Genomic DNA, 18379 nt, shown 5'->3' with positions numbered 1-18379 from the left:
GTGTCATCCCGTGGCTTGGGAACTAGATCCAGAAAAATAATAAAAAATACAGGTATAAAAAGCTCGATTTATCTCGCTTTATGCTGGATCCTGTGGCGGGGCCACGGGATGACATAAAACATGTTTGTACTATAATGAACCACAAGCCCTCTCAATCCTTAAGCAAGCCTCTTGCAGCTCTTCCATAGAAGTAGCATAGGAAATCCTGAAATACCCCTCTAATCCGAAAGCAATACCAGGGACTACAGCGACTTTTGCTTCTTCAAGTAAATATTCACCGAAATCATTATTATTATTAATTACTTTTCCTGATTTAGTTTTAGTTCCAAAAATCTTATCGCATTTAATAAATAAGTAAAAAGCTCCCTCAGGTTTATAGCATTCAAAATATTTCACTCTTTGTAAAATCGATAAAGCAAGATCACGTTTTTTCTCAAAATTTAAAGCATTTTGTGCAATATAGCCTTGCACGCCATTTAATGCCTCAACGGCTGCTGCTTGGCTTATTGAACACGGGTTTGAAGTACTTTGTGACTGAATAATAGTCATAGCTTTGATTAAAGCTTTCGAACCTGCACCATAACCTATACGCCAACCTGTCATAGAATATGCTTTCGATACTCCGTTAACAGTAAATATTCGATCTTTTAAATCAGGTGCTATTTCTGCTAAAGTATAAAATTTAAAACCATCAAAAGTAATATGCTCATAAATATCATCAGACATGACGTTTACGTGCGGATGCTTTCTTAGAATTTCAGCAATATTTTCTAATTCTGAATGGCTATAGCTTGCACCTGTTGGATTACTAGGCGAATTAATAATAAGCCATTTAGTTTTAGGCGTAATTAACTGCTCTAAAGCCTCACCACTTAGTTTAAAGTTACTTTCAATACCACAATTTGCAAAAACTGGAGTACCTTCAGCAAGTAAAACCATATCTGGATAGGACACCCAATAAGGAGCAGGAATAATAACCTCATCACCTTTATTTAAAGATGCCATAAATAAATTATATATAACTTGCTTGCCGCCGGTGCTAACTATTATTTCATCAAGATCATAATCTATATTATTTTCTCGTTTAAATTTAGCTTGTATTGCTTCTTTTAAAGCTGGCATACCCTCAACGTTTGTATATTTAGTAAACCCATCTTTAATAGCTTTGATAGCTGCTTCTTTGATATTATCAGGTGTATCGAAATCAGGCTCACCTGCCCCAAGTGCAATAATATCAATACCCGCTCTTTTAAGCTCAAGCGTTTTCCTAACAACTGCAAGAGTAGGGGACGGTTTTATAGCATTTAATCGAGTAGAAATAATTGACATAATATTAGTCCGTATTGATGAAAATGATAATATAGTAAGTTTTAAATTGTATACTCGTTTTATTTGAAAAATTGGCGGCGTTATCTTTTGCTGATAATCCTCACGTATGTTAAAAATACGCTGCGGTTATCAGCTTCAAGATCGATTCCTCTTTTCCCAATAAAACTTCGTCTACCCAACTCTTGATTTATTAGCAGCATATTCACAAGCTGATACTTGAAAAAATTTTTACTTTTTATAATGAAATCTACAAGAGTATATTATAATTTCTATAGCATCAATAGAATATACTAATCTATGTTCATGAGTAATTCTCCGAGACCATAAATTAGTCATTGAGTATTTTAAAGGCTCTGGCTTACCTATACCACTAAATGGTGTTTCTTGAATATTTTTTACTAAGCGTTTAATGCGTTTGTAATTTTTAATGTCATATTTTTTCCAATATGCTAAATCTTCTGCTGCCTCCAATATCCATCTAACTTCAATCATCTAAATTAACTTCTACAAATTCTCTTCTTTCTGCTCGTTTGATGGCTTCGTGTAGTCGATCAGCATTAGCCGGATTAGATAATAAATATAATGTTTCTTTTGTAGATTCATACTCTTCTTCTGTTATAATAATAAGATTTGTATGGTTTCTTCTTTTTACGAGATAAGGGATATGGTCACGTTCCACCGTATCAAACACAGTGCTTAGATTCTTTCTAAATGAAGAACTACTAATTGATTTCATAAAATACCTATATTGTACATGTTTCATGTACACATTACTACAAATTTCACTGATTTACAAGTAAAACTAAGCATAAGAGTATTATTTTATTTTAAAATTTATAAAGATATGCTTTATTATATTAGATAATATTTAATTTAAAAATAGCTATGCTTAGTAAAATAAAGGATAAAATCAAAAATTTTTGCTTAACGATAATAAATATACCAAATTTTATTAAAAACAAAATTCTAGAATTTAAAAAATATTTAAATGATTGTAAATATAAAATGAATCATTTAAGTGAAACCAATTATGAGCTTGGACTTGAACATTTATATAGAGGTAATTTAAACGATGCATTACTTAGATTTAAATTAGTTGATAACTTTTTTAGTCCTAATGATTCTAGAGTATATTACCAATTAGGTTGGACTTATTTTTTAAAAAATGACTATCCAAAAGCCATAAAATATTTAGAAAAATCAAATGAAAAATATAAAACAATTTTTGTAAATTTTTTGAAAAATTATAAAAATGCTACCGAAATACCTGTGGAAATTTGGGGAAAATACAGGGACTTAACTGCAAAAAATTATCCAAGTATTTTTAACAATGATAAAAATATTCATTTGCCTTATAGATTTGTGAATGAGAGTTTGAAGCAAATAACTGACCTGCCAGATGATTATTCTATCTTAGAGCTTGGTAGTAATATAGGACTTGTCGGATACGAATTAGAAAAGCGTTTTCTGGAGAGCTTTACTTTAACAGCTGTAGAAATTTCTAATTTAATGAATGATATTCAAGAAGAATATTATGCTAACCTTAAAATTTACGATCAGATATATAATATTTCCATAAGTGAGTTTTTGAAACAAAATTCAAATAAATTTGATATTATTTTAAGTTTTTGTGGATTAACTTTTACTAAAGATCTTTCTGCATATTTCAATGCAATATATTCATCGCTTAATCAAGATGGGTATTTTTCTCTTTGTTTACCTACTAATTTGGATACGCACTTTTCAGTAAAACGTAAAGAATTTATTTTTAATTTAAATGAAATAAATAATATTTTACAAAAAAATAATTTCGTTATATTAACTTCTGAAGAAATAATACTAGCGGAAAATAATGAATACGGTATTATTATTTGTAAGAAAACTGAAAATAAATCATGAGAATACTAATTATACTTTCGATTATCCTATGTTCATTATTCGCAAAAGCTGATCTTGAATATGTAGATGATGACATATATAACTATAATGGTAGCAGTAATATTAATGGTTGCCGAGAGGTTTGCGATCCATACGAAAAATTTAACCGTAAAATTTTTGCGTTTAACTCAGTATTAGATTATATATTTTTACGTCCTTTAGCTGTTGGGTATAAAAACCTTACAAATGATTATATGAAAGCAAGGGTTAATAGTTTTGTTGGTAATATTGATATGCCACTTACTGCTGTAAATTATGGCTTGCAGCTAAATTATGATAAGACTATGAAAAGCGTATGGCGGTTTATCATTAACACAACGCTTGGTATAGGTGGTTTATTTGATGTGGCAGGTAAAGTAGGGCTACCATCAGATCGTCAGACTTTTGGTAATACTCTTGCACATTATGGAGTAGGTCCAGGTCCTTATTTGGTGTTACCGATAATAGGTAGTACTAATGCAAGAGATATGACTGATCCAATATTTACTAATTATGCACTTAATCCTTTAATGTATTATACCCATAAAGATTTTGAATTAAGTGTTTTAGCGGTGAGTAAAATAAATGATAGATATAATGTATTATCATTTAGTGATTATGTTATGAAGAATTCGTTAGACCCTTATGCTACTATCAGATCGGCATTATACCAAGCTCGTGAAGCATCTGTTCAATATCCTAAAAACTTTAAATGCCCTAAACCTAAAAACGTAAATTCTAATTAAAAGAGGTTCTTATGCAAAAAATTATTACTAGCTTATTTTTATTGATTTTTACATTTTCTTCCTATGCAGACGATAATGCCCCCGCAGGTTTAAATGATTATGTTACTAACTTAGTAAATGAAGCTTCTACTACCTTAAATAATCCTAACCTATCTCAAGATGCAAAAGTTGCCAAAGCACGTGAACTAATGCATAATAATCTAGATTTTGACTGGATGGCTAGGTATACATTAGGACGTAACGGAGTACAAACTTTATCTAAGGAACAAATTGCAAAGTTTACAGAAGTTTATTCTAAATATGTTACTAAAGCTTATACTGATCTAATAAAAGATTACAAAAGTGAAAAACCTCAAGTAACAGGAGTGCGTGTTTTAAGCCTAAAAGATTCTATGGTTAGCATGAATATTAATAATAAAGGACAGGATATTAAAGTAGAATATTTAGTGCGTAAAATGGAAAATGGAAAATTCAAAGTTTCCGACGTTATTACAGAAGGTGTAAGTCTTATTGGTGCTCAACAACAAGATTTTACTTCGACTTTAAAAGACCAAGGTTTTGATGCTTTAGTACAAAGCCTACAAAGCCGTTCATAAAAATTTGTCTATGCGTTCTTGCATAGATCAGTTTTTCCTCTGTCACCCCGTGGCTTGACCAATAGTACCAGACAGTTTTTATTCTATGTCATTCCCGCGGAGGCGGGAATCCAGAAAAATAAACATAAAAGCAGCAAGTTTTTTAAATTAAAAGCTTAGGTATCTCGCTTTACGCTGGATTCCCGCCTCCGCGGGAATGACATATAAGGTCACCTATACCTGAATAAAATATAACATTTTTTTTAAACGTCCGGTACTATTGGCTTGGGAACTAGGTCCAGCCAAAAAATACTAATTTTATTAGTATTTTTTACTATTTATAGAAATAATATTTGAAAATATAGCCTTTAAAAATTGGGGTGTTCTGCTTTCATTAATAGCTTTTTGGTGATATTTCGTTATTATATAGTTATCGTGTGGTTTTGAATAATTATCCTCATTAGTAATTTGGAAATTACTATTTTGTTTAATTAATTCTACTACTTCCTCAAAATAATTTTCAATATCAGAAGTAAAGATCAAGCTACCTTTATTTTTTAGCTTAGTTTGTAGGATTTTCAGACGTTCTTTATTCAAAATACGTTTCTTTTTCTGCCTATTTTTTATCCAAGGATCAGGAAATAAAATATAAATTCCGTTTAAACTATTATTTGGTAAATCATCTAATATAAAATCTAAATTATTGGGAAATAATAAGAAGTTTGTAATATTCTGCTCTTCTGCAAGTTTTAAAACATTCGCAACACCGTTTAGATATACCTCCACACCGATAAAGAGTTTATCCGGATTTGTTTTAGCTTGATTGATGAAATGCTCGCCCATGCCAAAGCCAATCTCGAGAAAAATTTGACGTTTTTCACCGACAAGCTTTTCTTTTGAAAATAAATATTTTGGCAGTTCGTTATCTAATAAATTTTGTTGCACTCCTGACAGACTTTTACCGATACGTCTTGCATATGACCTATTTAGCTTAATTAAGGATATTTCTATTACTCTATTATGAGATTGCAAATCTTGATGGATATTATCAATAACATAACCATGATCTAAAAAGATTTGGCTAACTTGATCTGCTTGTTTATATCCTATTTCTAATATAATTTTACCATTTTGTTTTAGAAATTTTTTAGCATTTTCTGCTATGATTTTATAGCTCAGCAAGCCTTCTTCTTGGGCAAATAAAGCAATAGATGGCTCATAATTTATTGTCTCAATTGCCATTTCAGGCTTTTCGTTTATAGATATATATGGCGGATTATTAACTATAAGATCAAATTTTTGCTTCTTAAGACTCTCAAACCAATCGCTATGAATAATTTGCAAACGATCCGTTACATCATGCTTTATGGCATTACTTTTTGCAACCTCTATCGCATTAATACTTATATCAGTTGCAGTTATTTGACTATTTGGTAGTTCAAGCAATAGACTGATAGAGATGCAACCGCTACCCGTGCCGAGTTCGAGTATATGAAAATTGTCATTGCGAGAAGACGCTATAGGCGTCGACGAAGCAATCTCAGGAATTTTGCCTGAGATTGCCACGCTCATTTCATTCGCTCGCAATGACGGTTTGAATAAACCTATAACAGCATCCACTAAAATTTCCGTATCGTTTCTTGGAATTAATACGTGCTTATTAACAATAAATTCACGTGAATAAAATTCTTTGATGCCTGTAATATAGGCTATAGGCTCGTGCTTTAGTCTTCTTGTTAATGCTTTTTCGAAAGCTTCTATTTCTAGCTGATTTAGTTGTTTTTCAGGATTAGCAAGCAGATATTCATGAGGTTTATTTATAGCATGCTGCAATAAAATTCGTGCTTCTAATTTTGGATTACTAACCCCAATTTGTTGTAATTTATAAGCTCTTTCGTTAAGAAACTCTTGTATAGAATATTGCATGGAAATTATAATATTATTATATTTTTATGAGTGGATCATCTACCGGTCTCATCCCGTGGATTGGAAACTAGATCCAGTAATTAAAAATACAGTTATGAAAAGCTCGATTTATCCAGCTTTATAATGGATTCCCGCTTTTGCGGGAATGACATCTGATAAAGTAATCCCCTCCATATCCTCAGGCAAATCGCAAGAGAATTCCATAACTTCGTTACTGGTTGGATGGGTGAAGCTTAGATACCAAGAATGCAAAGCTTGGCGTTTGAAGTCTAGTAACTTTGCCTTTAGTTCAGGCGGAGCATGGTTAATTTTTCGGTCGTTATTACCATATGTTTGATCACCAACCACCGAATGCTTTAAATGACTTAGCTGCACTCTAATCTGGTGAGTTCTGCCAGTAGCAAGCTTACATTCTACCATACTAATGCTACCTCCATAAAATAGCTCTAGAGTTTTGTAGTAGGTTACGGCTTCTTTCCCGCCATATTTCAATATTGTCATTTTTTGCCGATCGCTTCGACTGCGACCTATATTATTCTTAATTATTCCCTCTAGCGGATTAATTACGCCCCACACTAAAGCCTTATATTTCCGTACGATCTGCCTTTGTTCAATCTGATTGGCAAGCAACATATGTGCTTTATTATTTTTAGCAACCACCATCAAACCCGTTGTGTCCTTATCTAAACGATGCACTATACCAGGTCTTTCTGATGAGCCGATATCGGATAGGTTTCTTGTATGGTGGAGTAGGGCGTTAACAAGCGTATCGTCATGATGTCCTGCCCCTGGATGGACAGTCATACCGGCAGCTTTGTTGATAACTATTAAATCTTCATCTTCATAAACTATATCAAGTTTTATGTCAGCTGCTTCTATTGTTAATTCTTCTGGTTCTTTAAAAGAAAATAATATAATATCATTATCCTTGACCAAAATATCAGAATCGAGAACAATCACATTGTTAATTTGTACACAAGAACTTTTAATTGCTTTTTGAATCTGGTTGCGTGAGACATTTTCAAGAAGCTGAGATAAAGCTTTATCAAGCCTTAAGCCGCTTAGTTCAGTAGGTACAGAATATTCTAACATATTTAATTTATTTAATGAATAATACATTTAAATGGCTAAATGCAATTGGGATTGAATATTATTGTTCAGAGCATCCGCCAAAATTAAAAGTAAATGATAATATCAAACCGGTCGAAAAGCCACAAGCAAAACCTACGCCTCAAAAAGAAATCGGGTTTAATATGAACGATAAAACACATGATAATATAAGCCTTGCAAGATCACTTGCCGATAAAGCCAATAATATAGCAGAACTAAAAGAATCTCTACTAAATTTTAATGGCTGTGAGCTAAAGAAGTTAGCTACTAATACTGTATTTGGTGATGGTAATCCGGCAGCTAAGATCATGTTAATAGGTGAAGCTCCTGGCAGTAATGAGGATTTAAAAGGTATACCCTTTTGTGGTGAGAGCGGTAATTTACTTGATAATATGCTGCGTGCAATCGGAATTTCACGAAAAGATAATGCTTATATTACCAATACAGTGTTTTGGCGTCCACCTGCCAATAGGCAGCCAACTTTAGAGGAAGTTGATATTTGTAGACCCTTTGTTGAAAAGCATATTGCTTTAGTTAACCCGAAGCTTATTATTTTAGTCGGTAGCACTGCCGCAACTAGCTTGCTCGGAAAAAATGCTGGTATTACTAAAATTAGACAAGAATATTATTTTTACACCAATAAATACCTAACCGCTCCTATCCAGACTACGGCGATTTTCCACCCCGCCTATCTACTCCGCCAACCTAGCCAAAAACGCACCTCTTGGTATGATTTGCTGAAGATCAAAGATTATCTTGAAAGTAAGAATTTGGTAACTGGTTAATCTCAAAATTTTTATCCTTTATGTAACTAATTTTAGTTGCTTCATGCTAATAAATATATTATTATGAATTTATAAGTGAAAAGAATATTAAATTGAGTTCAATAGATAAACTTATCAAAAGATTTAAATCAAAACCTAAAGATTTTACATGGGATGAATTAACTAGAGTATTAGGTAGCCTATTATTTGAAGAATTTACTGGAGGTAAAACAGGAGGTTCTAGAAGAAAATTTTATAATAAAAAAACGGGTTTAATCATTAACTTACATAAACCTCATCCTAAACCAATTATAAAGCCATATCTAATTGAACAAATAATTAAAAAATTAGAAGAAGAGGAGTTAATATGACAAAAAACGATTTTATAAGTTATAAAGGTTATTTTGGGTCAGTGCATTTTAATGCTTCGGAAAAAATATTTTTTGGTAAAATAGAATTTATAAGAGATTTAGTAAGTTACGAAGCCTCAGATGCTAAAACTTTAATAAAATCATTTCATGAAGCCGTGGATAGTTATTTAGAAGATTGTAATATATTAGGTAAAGCTCCAGATAAACCGTTTAAAGGCAGTTTTAATGTTAGAATTGATCCTGAATTACATAAAGAAGTAAGTTTATATGCTATGCAGCATGGTGATAGTTTAAACGGAATAGTTAAAAAAGCTTTAAACGAATATATTAAGTGCTAACTGTTTGCTTTATAACACTTCTAAGAAAGTATGGAGGCGGTAATCTTAGGAAGTATTATAAGACTTCTGAGATTGCTTCGTCGATATACTCCTCGCAATGAAGATCCTTAATGTCCCCCTTCGGGGATCAAAAATCCCTCGCCTTTAGGCGAAGGGAAGATATAATGAAATTGCTTTAGCAATGAATTTATATCAAGAAATATGAGAAGTTATAGAAAGAATAGTCATAGTCAGTATGATTTAAAAGTGCATCTTATATGTATACCAAAATATAGGAAGAGAATATTGATAGGCAAAGTATCGGAAAGGACTAGAGATTTACTGAGGCAGATTTGTATGGAACATGAAGTACATATAATTTCAGGGAAAATATCATGTGATCACGTACATATGTTTATCTCATATAAGCCGCAAATATCTCTTAGCAAGTTAGTACAGTACTTAAAAGGCATTAGCTCAAGAATTTTATTGCAAGAATTTACTCATTTACGAAAACAATTTTGGGGCAATCATTTGTGGGCTAGGGGCTATATGGCAGTCAGTTCAGGTAATATAACTGATGAAATGATACAGCACTATATTGATGAACAGGAAGGTGAACCTGTGAATGATGATCGATTTCTAATCGATTCCACTTTATAACCCCTCAGCTTATAGCTGAGGGTTGTTTAGTACACACAACAAAGTAATGCTCGAATCTCATAAAGATAAAAATAATTTCTCATTTTCTTAAAGTAGGTTTATAATTCTAGTATATAACAATATTAAGGGTATATATGACCAGTGAAAATAATAATACAGAATTTGCCGAATTAAAGATTAGAGATAAAATATTCAAATTACCCATACTGAAAGCAAGTATTGGGCAGGATGTAATTGATATTAGTAAAGTATATTCTGAAGCGGATTGCTTTACTTACGATCCGGGTTTTATGTCTACTGCCTCGTGTAGATCAACTATAACTTATATAGATGGCGATCAAGGAATTTTGCGGCATCGTGGTTATGATATAAAAGATTTAGCCGAAAAAAGCGACTTTTTAGAGGTGGCGTATTTATTGATTTATGGGGAATTACCAAATAGTAAGCAGTATAATGATTTTACTAAAAAGGTTGCTCATCATGCGTTAGTTAATGAAAGATTACATTATTTATTCCAAACGTTTTGCAGCTCTTCGCATCCTATGGCTATTATGCTTGCGGCGGTTGGTTCTCTTTCTGCATTTTATCCTGATTTACTGAATTTTTTTAAAGAAGCGGATTATGAGCTTACAGCTATTAGAATGATAGCTAAAATCCCAACTATTGCTGCAATGTCTTATAAATATTCTATAGGTCAGCCTTTTGTTTATCCCGATAATTCTTTAGATTTTACTGAAAATTTCTTGCATATGATGTTTGCCACACCTTGTGAAAAATATAAAGTAAATCCAGTGATAAAGAATGCCCTAAACAAGATATTTATTTTACATGCTGATCATGAGCAAAATGCTTCTACTTCAACAGTCAGAATTGCTGGCTCATCGGGAGCTAACCCTTTTGCTTGCGTCAGTACTGGTATTGCATCGCTTTGGGGACCTGCTCATGGCGGAGCTAATGAAGCAGTGATAAATATGCTGAAAGAAATAGGCAGTGTAGAGAATATACCTAAATATATCGCTAAAGCTAAAGATATAAATGATAATTTTAGGTTAATGGGCTTTGGTCATCGTGTATATAAGAACTATGATCCGCGTGCTGCAGTGCTTAAAGAAACCTGCAAGGAGGTGTTAAAAGAATTAGGGCAGCTAGATAACAATCCATTACTACAAATAGCTATAGAGCTTGAAGCTATCGCTCTTAAAGATGAGTATTTTATTGAGAGAAAATTATATCCAAACGTTGATTTTTATTCAGGTATTATTTATAAAGCGATGGGTATACCTCCGCAAATGTTCACAGTGCTTTTTGCCACAGCAAGAACAGTAGGCTGGATGGCACAATGGAAAGAGATGCACGAAGACCCTGAGCAGAAAATCAGCAGACCAAGGCAGCTTTATACTGGTCAAGTTCATAGAGAATATAAGACTATTAAAGAGAGATAAATTTTGGTATAATGCGTTTTTTAAGTGATATTGCCCATGTCCAATGTCATTCCTGCTTTCGCAGGAATGACATATAAGTGCGTGTAGCAACAACGTTACAACAAAGGTTATATGAATTTTATTGATGAAGTTAAGATATATATAAAAGGTGGGAATGGTGGCAATGGTTGCGTTAGTTTCCACCGTGAAAAATTTATTGACCGAGGTGGTCCTGATGGTGGTGACGGCGGACGTGGCGGTAGTATTATTTTTAGAAGCAATCACCATCTTAATACGCTACTAAATTATAGATATAAGCAGCATTTTATTGCAGATAGTGGTGAAAATGGTAAAGGCTCAAATAAAAGCGGTAAATCGGGTAAATCTTTAACTCTTGATGTGCCGATCGGTACGCAAATTTTTGCAGAAGATAGCGATATATTACTGCATGATTTTACCGAAGATGATCAGACTTTTGAAATAATTAAAGGTGGAAATGGCGGTCTTGGTAATAGCCATTTCAAAACATCAGTCAATCAAGCACCAAGACGTAGAACAGAGGGCGAAATTGCTGAAGAAATGTGGGTTCAGCTAAGCCTAAAGCTGCTTTCCGATGTTGGGCTTGTGGGGATTCCTAATGCTGGTAAATCTACCTTTTTATCGGTAGTATCGGCAGCTAAACCTAAAATCGCCGATTATCCTTTCACTACTTTAGTGCCGAATCTTGGAGTAGTATATATTGATGATGAAGAGTTTGTTATAGCCGATATTCCAGGCTTAATAGAGGGAGCTAGTCAAGGTCATGGCTTGGGCGATAAATTCCTAAAGCATATTGAAAGATGTAACGTACTGATTCACTTAATAGACGGCAGTAGCGAAGACGTTGTTGCTGATTATAATATAGTACGCACGGAACTTGAATCTTATTCAGATTATTTAAAAGATAAAACCCAAATTATTTGCCTTAATAAAATCGATGTTTTAACTGATGAGGAAATAGCAGAAAAAACAACTCAGTTACAAAAAATCACTGGTAAAGAAATTTTTCCTATCTCTACCTATACCAATACTGGTATCACAAAAATAATCAAACTAGCACTTCAGACTATTAAGGGTTAGTACGTTTATATGTCATTCCTGCTTTTGCAGGAATGACATAATCCCACTATGATACTCCACGCTCTAATTCTTGTTATAAATTTACTTATTTATGAAAATTTTTTAAGTAGTGTTAATATTTATTTATTCAACTTACAGATCAAAGATGATTTTATTTGTAATGGTAAATATTTTAGGGCACCGTCAAGTTAAGGGAGGTATAAATTAAGTATTGAGCAATTACAGGGAATGATTTATAGAATAGCAGTAACAATTTATCCTAGATTTTACCGCTATGCATATTACTCAAGCCCCGAATAGACATCGTTTTCCAGCAAGCATTATTAGCCATACAGTATGGTTATATCATCGCTTTAATAATAGTTACCGAGATGTTCAAGAGCAGATGGCTTATCGAGGTATTATATTAAGTCATGAGACTGTAAGGTTTTGGTGTTATAAGTTTGTAGTTTATTTTCAAGATGTTATTAGTAAGAGAGAGCGAAAGCCAACTGATAAATGGCATTTGGATGAGATGAATATCAAGATCAAAGGTGAAGTATTCATATTATGGAGAGCTGTTGACTCTGAGGGACATGAATTAGAAGTATTACTGCAGAAGCGTCGTAACAAGAAATCAGCTATTCGCTTTTTATCAAGATTATTGGGTAATTATCCATGTCCAAGGGTTATTGTGACTGATAAGCTAAAAAGCTACATTAAACCAGTTAGGTATATGTGTCCTAGGACTAAGCATCGTACCGATAAAAGACTAAATAATCGGATTGAGAATGCCCATCAGCCAACTAGGAGAAAAGAGAAGATACTGATTAAATTTAAGCATCCTAATTCAGCACAATGTACATTATCACTGATGGGAAAAGTCAGAAATATATTTGCTGTAAATGTTGGAAGATATACTAAAACAGCATCTGAGCAAAGAATTGCATTTGCGTCCGCTAAATCCATTTGGGATGAAGCTACTCAAAGACTTCTTGCTGTCTGAAATCTAAAAATATAGTACTTTGTGACACTAATTTACTTAACTTGACGGTGCCAGTGGAGTCTATAAGATTAAAGAAATTCTAAAAGAAAGTTTAAGAATAGAAAATTTAGATAAAGAAAATGGCTATTATAACGGTGGTCAAATTATATTTTGTGATAATAATTTTAGCAGTAAAGTTTTAAGCAACTTCGGTGATTTGTTTATATTAGAAGATGTTATACCTGATTATGCTAAGGGTGCTAGAGAAGTAAAAATTATATCAGGATGTGATAAAAATTTTATAACTTGTTGCAATAATATTTAATAATGCTATAAATTTTAGAGGCGAACCACTAATACCTGACAAAGATTTTATAAATTCACATTTAATGTCCCCCTTCGGGGATCAAAAATCCCTCGCCTTTAGGCGAAGGGAAGATATAATGAAATTGCTTTAGCAATGAATTTATATCAAGAAATGAGAAGTTATAGAAAGAATAGTCATAGTCAGTATGATTTAAAAGTGCATCTTATATGGATACCAAAATATAGGAAGAGAATATTGATAGGCAAAGTATCGGAAAGGACTAGAGATTTACTGAGGCAGATTTGTATGGAACATGAAGTACATATAATTTCAGGGAAAATATCATGTGATCACGTACATATGTTTATCTCATATAAGCCGCAAATATCTCTTAGCAAGTTAGTGGTGAACCTGTGAATGATGATCGATTTCTAATCGATTCCACTTTATAACCCCTCAGCTTATAGCTGAGGGTTGTTTAGTATAATAATGAAACAAAGTTCTATAAAAGTGATTTTTAATGAATTAAAGACTATATTCAAAACAAGCAACAATATAGAGCAAAAGAAAGAAGTAGCATTGTTTGACTATTTTGAGATAGTAAGAGATAATTTAGCATGTACGTTTCAAAAAATAATAAGAGAATATGAAAGAGACTAAAAGTTTTTTTACAAAAAATAATAGATTAAACAAAGGCTATGCTAAGAGTTTTCATTCTAACGAAATAGATAAAAATTTTTATCGTAAAAAGTTTGAGCATATATTGCCGCCAATTGATACAGTTACCGAATATGAAAATATTTATCCAGGTACTTTAGAAAAGTTAGTGAATATGGCACAAAAAGAGCAAGCTCATAAACATGAGATAGAATTACAAAATTTAAAAATAAAGGAAAAAGTTGCTAAATTAACTAGAATTTGTCTAACAATATTTGGTATTGTCGCTGTATTGGTATTCGGTATTTGTTTAATTATATCTTTCCCATTTTTTTAATAGAATATATAAAAATAAAGATAAAATATTTTATTTACTTGTAATTTAGAGTAAAATAAGTTAAATGCAATATGAAACAACATAAGACGGAGTAGTTTTATTTCTAAAAATAATTTTCCTAAAGCTAATAGAGAAATCAGAGCTAGAGAGGTTCGTTTAGTAGGCGAAAATGGCGAGATGCATGGCATCGTAAATATTAGGCAAGCACTTGATATGGCTGAAAGAGTCGGTCTTGATTTGGTTGAGATATCGCCTAATGCTGAGCCTCCTGTATGTAAAATTTTAGATTTCGGTAAATTTAAGTACGAAAGCAAAAAGCGTTTGCATGAAGCACGTAAAAAGCAAAAAATAGTCGTACTTAAAGAAATGAAATTCAAACCTAATATTAGTATAGGTGACTTTGAAACTAAACTAAGGAAAATAAAAGAATTTCTAAAAGATGGTGATAAAGTAAAAATCTCTTTATGGTTTAAAGGTAGAGAAATTCTTCATAAGGATGTTGGTGAGGAATTATTTAAACGTATAGAAGTAGGATTAGAAGGCCTTGCTAAAATCGATCAGCAGGCTAAAATGGAAGGCAAACAAATGATAATGATAGTTAGCCCTGACAGTAAGGTGTGATGAGGGCGTAATCCTGTCATCCCGTGGCCCCGCCACGGGATCTCAGGACACGGATTGTGATACAAGATACCGCAATCAAATTGCGGTATGACAAATACTACGCAAAGAAGACGACAATAAAAAAATCAAAACTATAATAAATTATGCCAATCAAACTTTTAATGCCTGCTTTATCTCCAACTATGACGGAAGGGAATTTAGCAAGGTGGTTAAAAAAAGAAGGGGATAAAATCAATCCCGGAGAAGTAATCGCTGAAATCGAAACCGATAAAGCAACTATGGAAGTAGAGGCAGTAGATGAGGGTACTCTTGCTAAAATAATTATTCCTCAAGGTAGTCAGAACGTGCCTGTAAATTCGTTAATTGCAGTATTAATCGAAGAAGGGGAAGAATCATCCGAAATTGAAGAATTTATAGCGAAAAACAACAGTAACTCACCTAAAAAAGAAGAAATATCAAAACCTGCTGAAACTATAGCTCCTCAGAACGTTAAGGAAGAAAATATCGCAACCGCTTCAAATCAAAACAATATTAAGGTATTTGCTTCACCACTTGCTAAAAGACTTGCAAAAATCCAAAATGTCAGACTTGAAGAAATTAAAGGTAGTGGACCGCATGGCAGAATAATCAAACAAGATGTATTATCGCATAAAGGCGGCTTAAAAGCCTTAAGTAATAAGATAGTTAGTAGAAATCCTGAAGAATATCGTTTAGCACCTAATAACAATATACGTAAAATTATAGCTAAGCGTCTTCTTGAATCAAAACAAACTGTTCCACATTTTTATTTATCAATAGAATGTAATGTTGATAAGTTACTAGATATAAGAGAAGATATTAATAAGTCTTTTGGTGATGATAAATCTGCAAAAATATCAGTCAATGACTTTATTATTCTAGCTGTTGCTAAAGCTTTGCAAGAAGTGCCGAACGCTAATGCATCGTGGGGGGATGATGCTATTAGATACTACAATAATGTTGATATTTCAGTAGCGGTAGCAATTGAAAATGGACTTGTTACTCCGATAATTAGAAATGCTGACCAGAAAAATATTGTAGAGCTGTCTAGTGAAATGAAAGGGCTAATCAAGAAAGCTAGAGAAAATAAACTAACTCCCGAAGAATTCCAAGGCGGAGGGTTTACTATTTCAAATCTTGGTATGTATGGTATTAAAAATTTCAATGCTATAATTAACCCACCACAAAGTTGTATAATGGGCGTTGGTAGTAGCTCAAAACGTGCTATAGTCAAAAATGATCAAATAAGTATAGCAACAATTATGGACGTAACTCTTTCTGCTGACCACAGAGTAGTAGATGGAGCAGTTGGAGCAGAATTCTTAAGCGCATTTAAGAAGTTTATAGAAAGCCCTGCCCTATTATTGTTGTAACAAATTTTTTTGTGTCATCCCGTGGCTTGGGAACTAGATCCAGCATAAAGCGAGATGAATCGAGCTTTTAATTTTTTAAATTTAATGTGTTTAGACTTCTTATTTACTGGATCCCGTCGACAAGCCACAGGATGACAGACTTCTCACAGTAATACCACCATGATATAACAACCTCACCACAAATAAATCACAAATAAAATAATATGAATATTTCAAGCTTTTCGGATAATCTGACAAAAATTTTAGGTAAATATGAGGATTTAAGTGAAAAACTATCCTCAGGAATAGGAGGGGAAGAATTTGTTAAAGCTTCCAAGGAATATGCTGACCTTGAAGATATTGTCCAAAAAATTAAGGAATATAATAAAGCCAAAGATGAACTCGAAGAGGCAAATAATTTTAAGCAAGAGCCTGGTTTAGATAAGGCGACTTTAGAAATGATAGAGGAAGAAATACGCACTCTTGAAGATTCCTTGCCAAGCCTTGAGCGTTCCGTAAAAATAGCTTTACTGCCAAAAGATGAAGCGGATAGTAAAAGTGCTATTATTGAAATTAGAACAGGCACAGGCGGGGAAGAGGCAGCACTTTTTGCGGCTAAGCTGTTTAATATGTATCAAAGATATGCTGAATTAAAGGGCTGGCGTTTTGAGATACTATCTATTGATGAGACAGGCATAGGGGGATACAAAGAAGTTTCAGCATCTATAAAAGGTAAAGATGTATTCTCTAAGCTCAAATTTGAATCAGGAGTTCATAGAGTGCAGCGTGTTCCGGAAACAGAATCGCAAGGGCGTATTCATACCTCAGCTGCTACTGTTGCTGTACTTCCTGAAGTAGAAGATGTTGATATTAAACTTGAAGAAAAAGATTTAAGAATTGATACTTATAGAGCTTCAGGAGCAGGAGGGCAGCACGTTAATACAACTGATTCTGCTGTCCGAATAACACATATACCTACCAGTATTACTGTAGCACTACAAGATGAAAAATCCCAACATAAAAACAAAGCTAAAGCATTAAAGATCTTACGTGCTAGAATATATGAAGAAGAACGTAGGAAAAAAGATCAAGAAAGAGCCAATAATAGACGTGAGCAAATAGGCTCTGGGGATCGTTCGGAACGTATACGTACTTATAATTTTCCACAAGGACGTGTATCGGATCATCGAATAAATCTTACTCTTTATAAAATAGATGAGGTAATTAACGGACAGTTAGATGAATTTATTGAGGCTTTAATTGCAAATGATGAGGCTAAGAAGCTTTCAGATATATAAAGGGTTCATATGGGTAAACGTAAACTATTGAAAGAATCTCAGAATAAAACAAGCAAAGAGTTAGCAAAAGAAAGATTAGAAATTAGAAGATTACAGTTTAAAGCAGAAAAACTTGGTTTTAAAAATTCTGATAATAAAGAAGAACTTTTATCAGCCTATGCAGGTTACAGAGAAGAGAAATCAGCAAAGAAAGCTGGATTTATAGATAAAGATGGCGAAGCTGATATAAAAACTTATAATAAATATATATTAGAACAAACTGCAAAAAATGCTGGATTCATAGATGAAGACGGTAAGGTAAATGTTAAAGCTTATGATAAGTATGCCAAAGAAAAGACAGCAAAAAATACCAGATTTATTTATAATGGTAAAGGAGATATTAATGCTTATAAGAAGCACTTAAGAGAACAAAAAATAAAAAAAATAGAAAATGATAATTGTCTAAATATAAATTATTTAGACATGGAAGAGGAAAGCCATTTAATGTCCCCCTTCGGGGATCAAAAATCCCTCGCCTTTAGGCGAAGGGAAGATATAATGAAATTGCTTTAGCAATGAATTTATATC

The 18379-nt window shown here is 32.9% G+C and carries 22 protein-coding genes and 1 pseudogene; 18 read left to right on the top strand and 5 right to left on the bottom strand.

The window, feature by feature from the left end:
- Positions 1 to 129: 129 nt before the first annotated feature.
- From BA173_RS02205 to BA173_RS02195, 3 genes are all read right to left on the bottom strand, one after another.
- A complete protein-coding gene (locus BA173_RS02205) occupies positions 130 to 1329 on the bottom strand; it encodes a pyridoxal phosphate-dependent aminotransferase (RefSeq protein WP_068041399.1) in 1200 nt (399 codons plus the stop codon).
- 228 nt (positions 1330 to 1557) lie between these two features.
- The gene (locus BA173_RS02200; protein WP_068041402.1) at positions 1558 to 1821 is read right to left on the bottom strand and encodes a Txe/YoeB family addiction module toxin; all 264 of its coding nucleotides are present in this window, start codon (positions 1819 to 1821) and stop codon (positions 1558 to 1560) included.
- The gene (locus tag BA173_RS02195; protein ID WP_068041404.1) at positions 1814 to 2065 is read right to left on the bottom strand and encodes a type II toxin-antitoxin system Phd/YefM family antitoxin; all 252 of its coding nucleotides are present in this window, start codon (positions 2063 to 2065) and stop codon (positions 1814 to 1816) included. Before BA173_RS02195 ends, BA173_RS02200 begins: the two co-directional genes overlap by 8 nt.
- Before the next feature lie 149 nt (positions 2066 to 2214).
- Here BA173_RS02195 and BA173_RS02190 point away from each other — a divergent pair, with 149 nt between their 5' ends.
- Genes BA173_RS02190 through BA173_RS02180 form a run of 3 tightly spaced genes read left to right on the top strand, consistent with a single transcriptional unit; the run spans position 2215 to position 4588 of the window.
- Positions 2215 to 3228, top strand: coding sequence for a methyltransferase domain-containing protein (locus BA173_RS02190; protein WP_016947718.1), 1014 nt, complete (start codon positions 2215 to 2217; stop codon positions 3226 to 3228).
- Positions 3225 to 3992: a VacJ family lipoprotein gene (locus BA173_RS02185; RefSeq protein ID WP_016947717.1), complete on the top strand. Its 768-nt coding sequence runs from the start codon at positions 3225 to 3227 to the stop codon at positions 3990 to 3992. Before BA173_RS02190 ends, BA173_RS02185 begins: the two co-directional genes overlap by 4 nt.
- An 11-nt stretch (positions 3993 to 4003) precedes the next feature.
- The gene (locus BA173_RS02180) at positions 4004 to 4588 is read left to right on the top strand and encodes a phospholipid-binding protein MlaC (RefSeq protein ID WP_016947716.1); all 585 of its coding nucleotides are present in this window, start codon (positions 4004 to 4006) and stop codon (positions 4586 to 4588) included.
- A gap of 300 nt (positions 4589 to 4888) precedes the next feature.
- On the opposite strand, the gene trmB is transcribed toward BA173_RS02180, so the two are convergent.
- A complete protein-coding gene (gene trmB / locus BA173_RS02175) occupies positions 4889 to 6493 on the bottom strand; it encodes a bifunctional peptide chain release factor N(5)-glutamine methyltransferase PrmC/tRNA (guanosine(46)-N7)-methyltransferase TrmB (RefSeq protein ID WP_068041408.1) in 1605 nt (534 codons plus the stop codon).
- Positions 6494 to 6601: 108 nt separating this feature from the next.
- Positions 6602 to 7585, bottom strand: coding sequence for an RluA family pseudouridine synthase (locus BA173_RS02170; RefSeq protein WP_068041410.1), 984 nt, complete (start codon positions 7583 to 7585; stop codon positions 6602 to 6604).
- 14 nt (positions 7586 to 7599) lie between these two features.
- On the opposite strand from BA173_RS02170, the gene BA173_RS02165 reads away from it, so the two are divergent.
- The 15 genes and pseudogenes from BA173_RS02165 (at position 7600) to BA173_RS02100 (ending at position 18364) form a co-directional block, all read left to right on the top strand.
- Positions 7600 to 8388 carry a uracil-DNA glycosylase family protein gene (locus BA173_RS02165; protein ID WP_016947722.1) on the top strand — a complete coding sequence of 263 codons (789 nt, stop codon included), beginning with the start codon at positions 7600 to 7602 and terminating at the stop codon, positions 8386 to 8388.
- A gap of 92 nt (positions 8389 to 8480) precedes the next feature.
- Positions 8481 to 8738 carry a type II toxin-antitoxin system HicA family toxin gene (locus BA173_RS02160; protein ID WP_016947723.1) on the top strand — a complete coding sequence of 86 codons (258 nt, stop codon included), beginning with the start codon at positions 8481 to 8483 and terminating at the stop codon, positions 8736 to 8738.
- Positions 8735 to 9076 (top strand): type II toxin-antitoxin system HicB family antitoxin, encoded by a 342-nt coding sequence (locus tag BA173_RS02155; RefSeq protein ID WP_016947724.1) that lies wholly within the window; start codon positions 8735 to 8737, stop codon positions 9074 to 9076. Before BA173_RS02160 ends, BA173_RS02155 begins: the two co-directional genes overlap by 4 nt.
- 201 nt (positions 9077 to 9277) lie before the next feature.
- Positions 9278 to 9718 carry an IS200/IS605 family transposase gene (gene tnpA, locus BA173_RS02150; protein ID WP_095568267.1) on the top strand — a complete coding sequence of 147 codons (441 nt, stop codon included), beginning with the start codon at positions 9278 to 9280 and terminating at the stop codon, positions 9716 to 9718.
- A gap of 134 nt (positions 9719 to 9852) precedes the next feature.
- Positions 9853 to 11160, top strand: a complete 1308-nt coding sequence (locus BA173_RS02145; RefSeq protein ID WP_016948525.1) for a citrate synthase — start codon at positions 9853 to 9855, stop codon at positions 11158 to 11160.
- Positions 11161 to 11271: 111 nt separating this feature from the next.
- Complete coding sequence (gene obgE / locus BA173_RS02140; protein ID WP_016948524.1) at positions 11272 to 12258, top strand: GTPase ObgE; 987 nt, start codon at positions 11272 to 11274, stop codon at positions 12256 to 12258.
- A gap of 274 nt (positions 12259 to 12532) precedes the next feature.
- The gene (locus BA173_RS02135) at positions 12533 to 13243 is read left to right on the top strand and encodes an IS6 family transposase (protein WP_095568243.1); all 711 of its coding nucleotides are present in this window, start codon (positions 12533 to 12535) and stop codon (positions 13241 to 13243) included.
- 196 nt (positions 13244 to 13439) lie between these two features.
- Positions 13440 to 13602, top strand: a pseudogene (locus BA173_RS07670) (phage BR0599 family protein); the annotation flags it as partial.
- A gap of 98 nt (positions 13603 to 13700) precedes the next feature.
- Positions 13701 to 13946, top strand: a complete 246-nt coding sequence (gene tnpA, locus BA173_RS02130; RefSeq protein ID WP_232505910.1) for an IS200/IS605 family transposase — start codon at positions 13701 to 13703, stop codon at positions 13944 to 13946.
- Positions 13947 to 14018: 72 nt separating this feature from the next.
- The gene (locus tag BA173_RS08135) at positions 14019 to 14189 is read left to right on the top strand and encodes a hypothetical protein (protein WP_016948522.1); all 171 of its coding nucleotides are present in this window, start codon (positions 14019 to 14021) and stop codon (positions 14187 to 14189) included.
- Complete coding sequence (locus BA173_RS02125; RefSeq protein ID WP_016948521.1) at positions 14176 to 14523, top strand: DUF2335 domain-containing protein; 348 nt, start codon at positions 14176 to 14178, stop codon at positions 14521 to 14523. The genes BA173_RS08135 and BA173_RS02125 overlap by 14 nt, the downstream gene beginning before the upstream one ends.
- A gap of 81 nt (positions 14524 to 14604) precedes the next feature.
- On the top strand, positions 14605 to 15144 hold the full coding sequence (gene infC, locus BA173_RS02115; RefSeq protein WP_083198482.1) for a translation initiation factor IF-3: 540 nt from the start codon (positions 14605 to 14607) through the stop codon (positions 15142 to 15144).
- Positions 15145 to 15287: 143 nt separating this feature from the next.
- Positions 15288 to 16535, top strand: a complete 1248-nt coding sequence (locus BA173_RS02110) for a pyruvate dehydrogenase complex dihydrolipoamide acetyltransferase (protein WP_016948519.1) — start codon at positions 15288 to 15290, stop codon at positions 16533 to 16535.
- A gap of 203 nt (positions 16536 to 16738) precedes the next feature.
- Positions 16739 to 17812 (top strand): peptide chain release factor 1, encoded by a 1074-nt coding sequence (prfA, locus tag BA173_RS02105; protein ID WP_016948518.1) that lies wholly within the window; start codon positions 16739 to 16741, stop codon positions 17810 to 17812.
- Between the two features lie 27 nt (positions 17813 to 17839).
- Positions 17840 to 18364 (top strand): hypothetical protein, encoded by a 525-nt coding sequence (locus tag BA173_RS02100; protein WP_232505959.1) that lies wholly within the window; start codon positions 17840 to 17842, stop codon positions 18362 to 18364.
- Positions 18365 to 18379 lie beyond the last annotated feature (15 nt).

Origin of the sequence: Rickettsia sp. MEAM1 (Bemisia tabaci), assembly GCF_002285905.1 — a bacterium.
GTDB lineage: Bacteria > Pseudomonadota > Alphaproteobacteria > Rickettsiales > Rickettsiaceae > Rickettsia.
The sequence above is the reverse complement of the archived record's forward strand: the minus strand, read 5'-3'. Positions and strand labels throughout refer to the sequence as shown.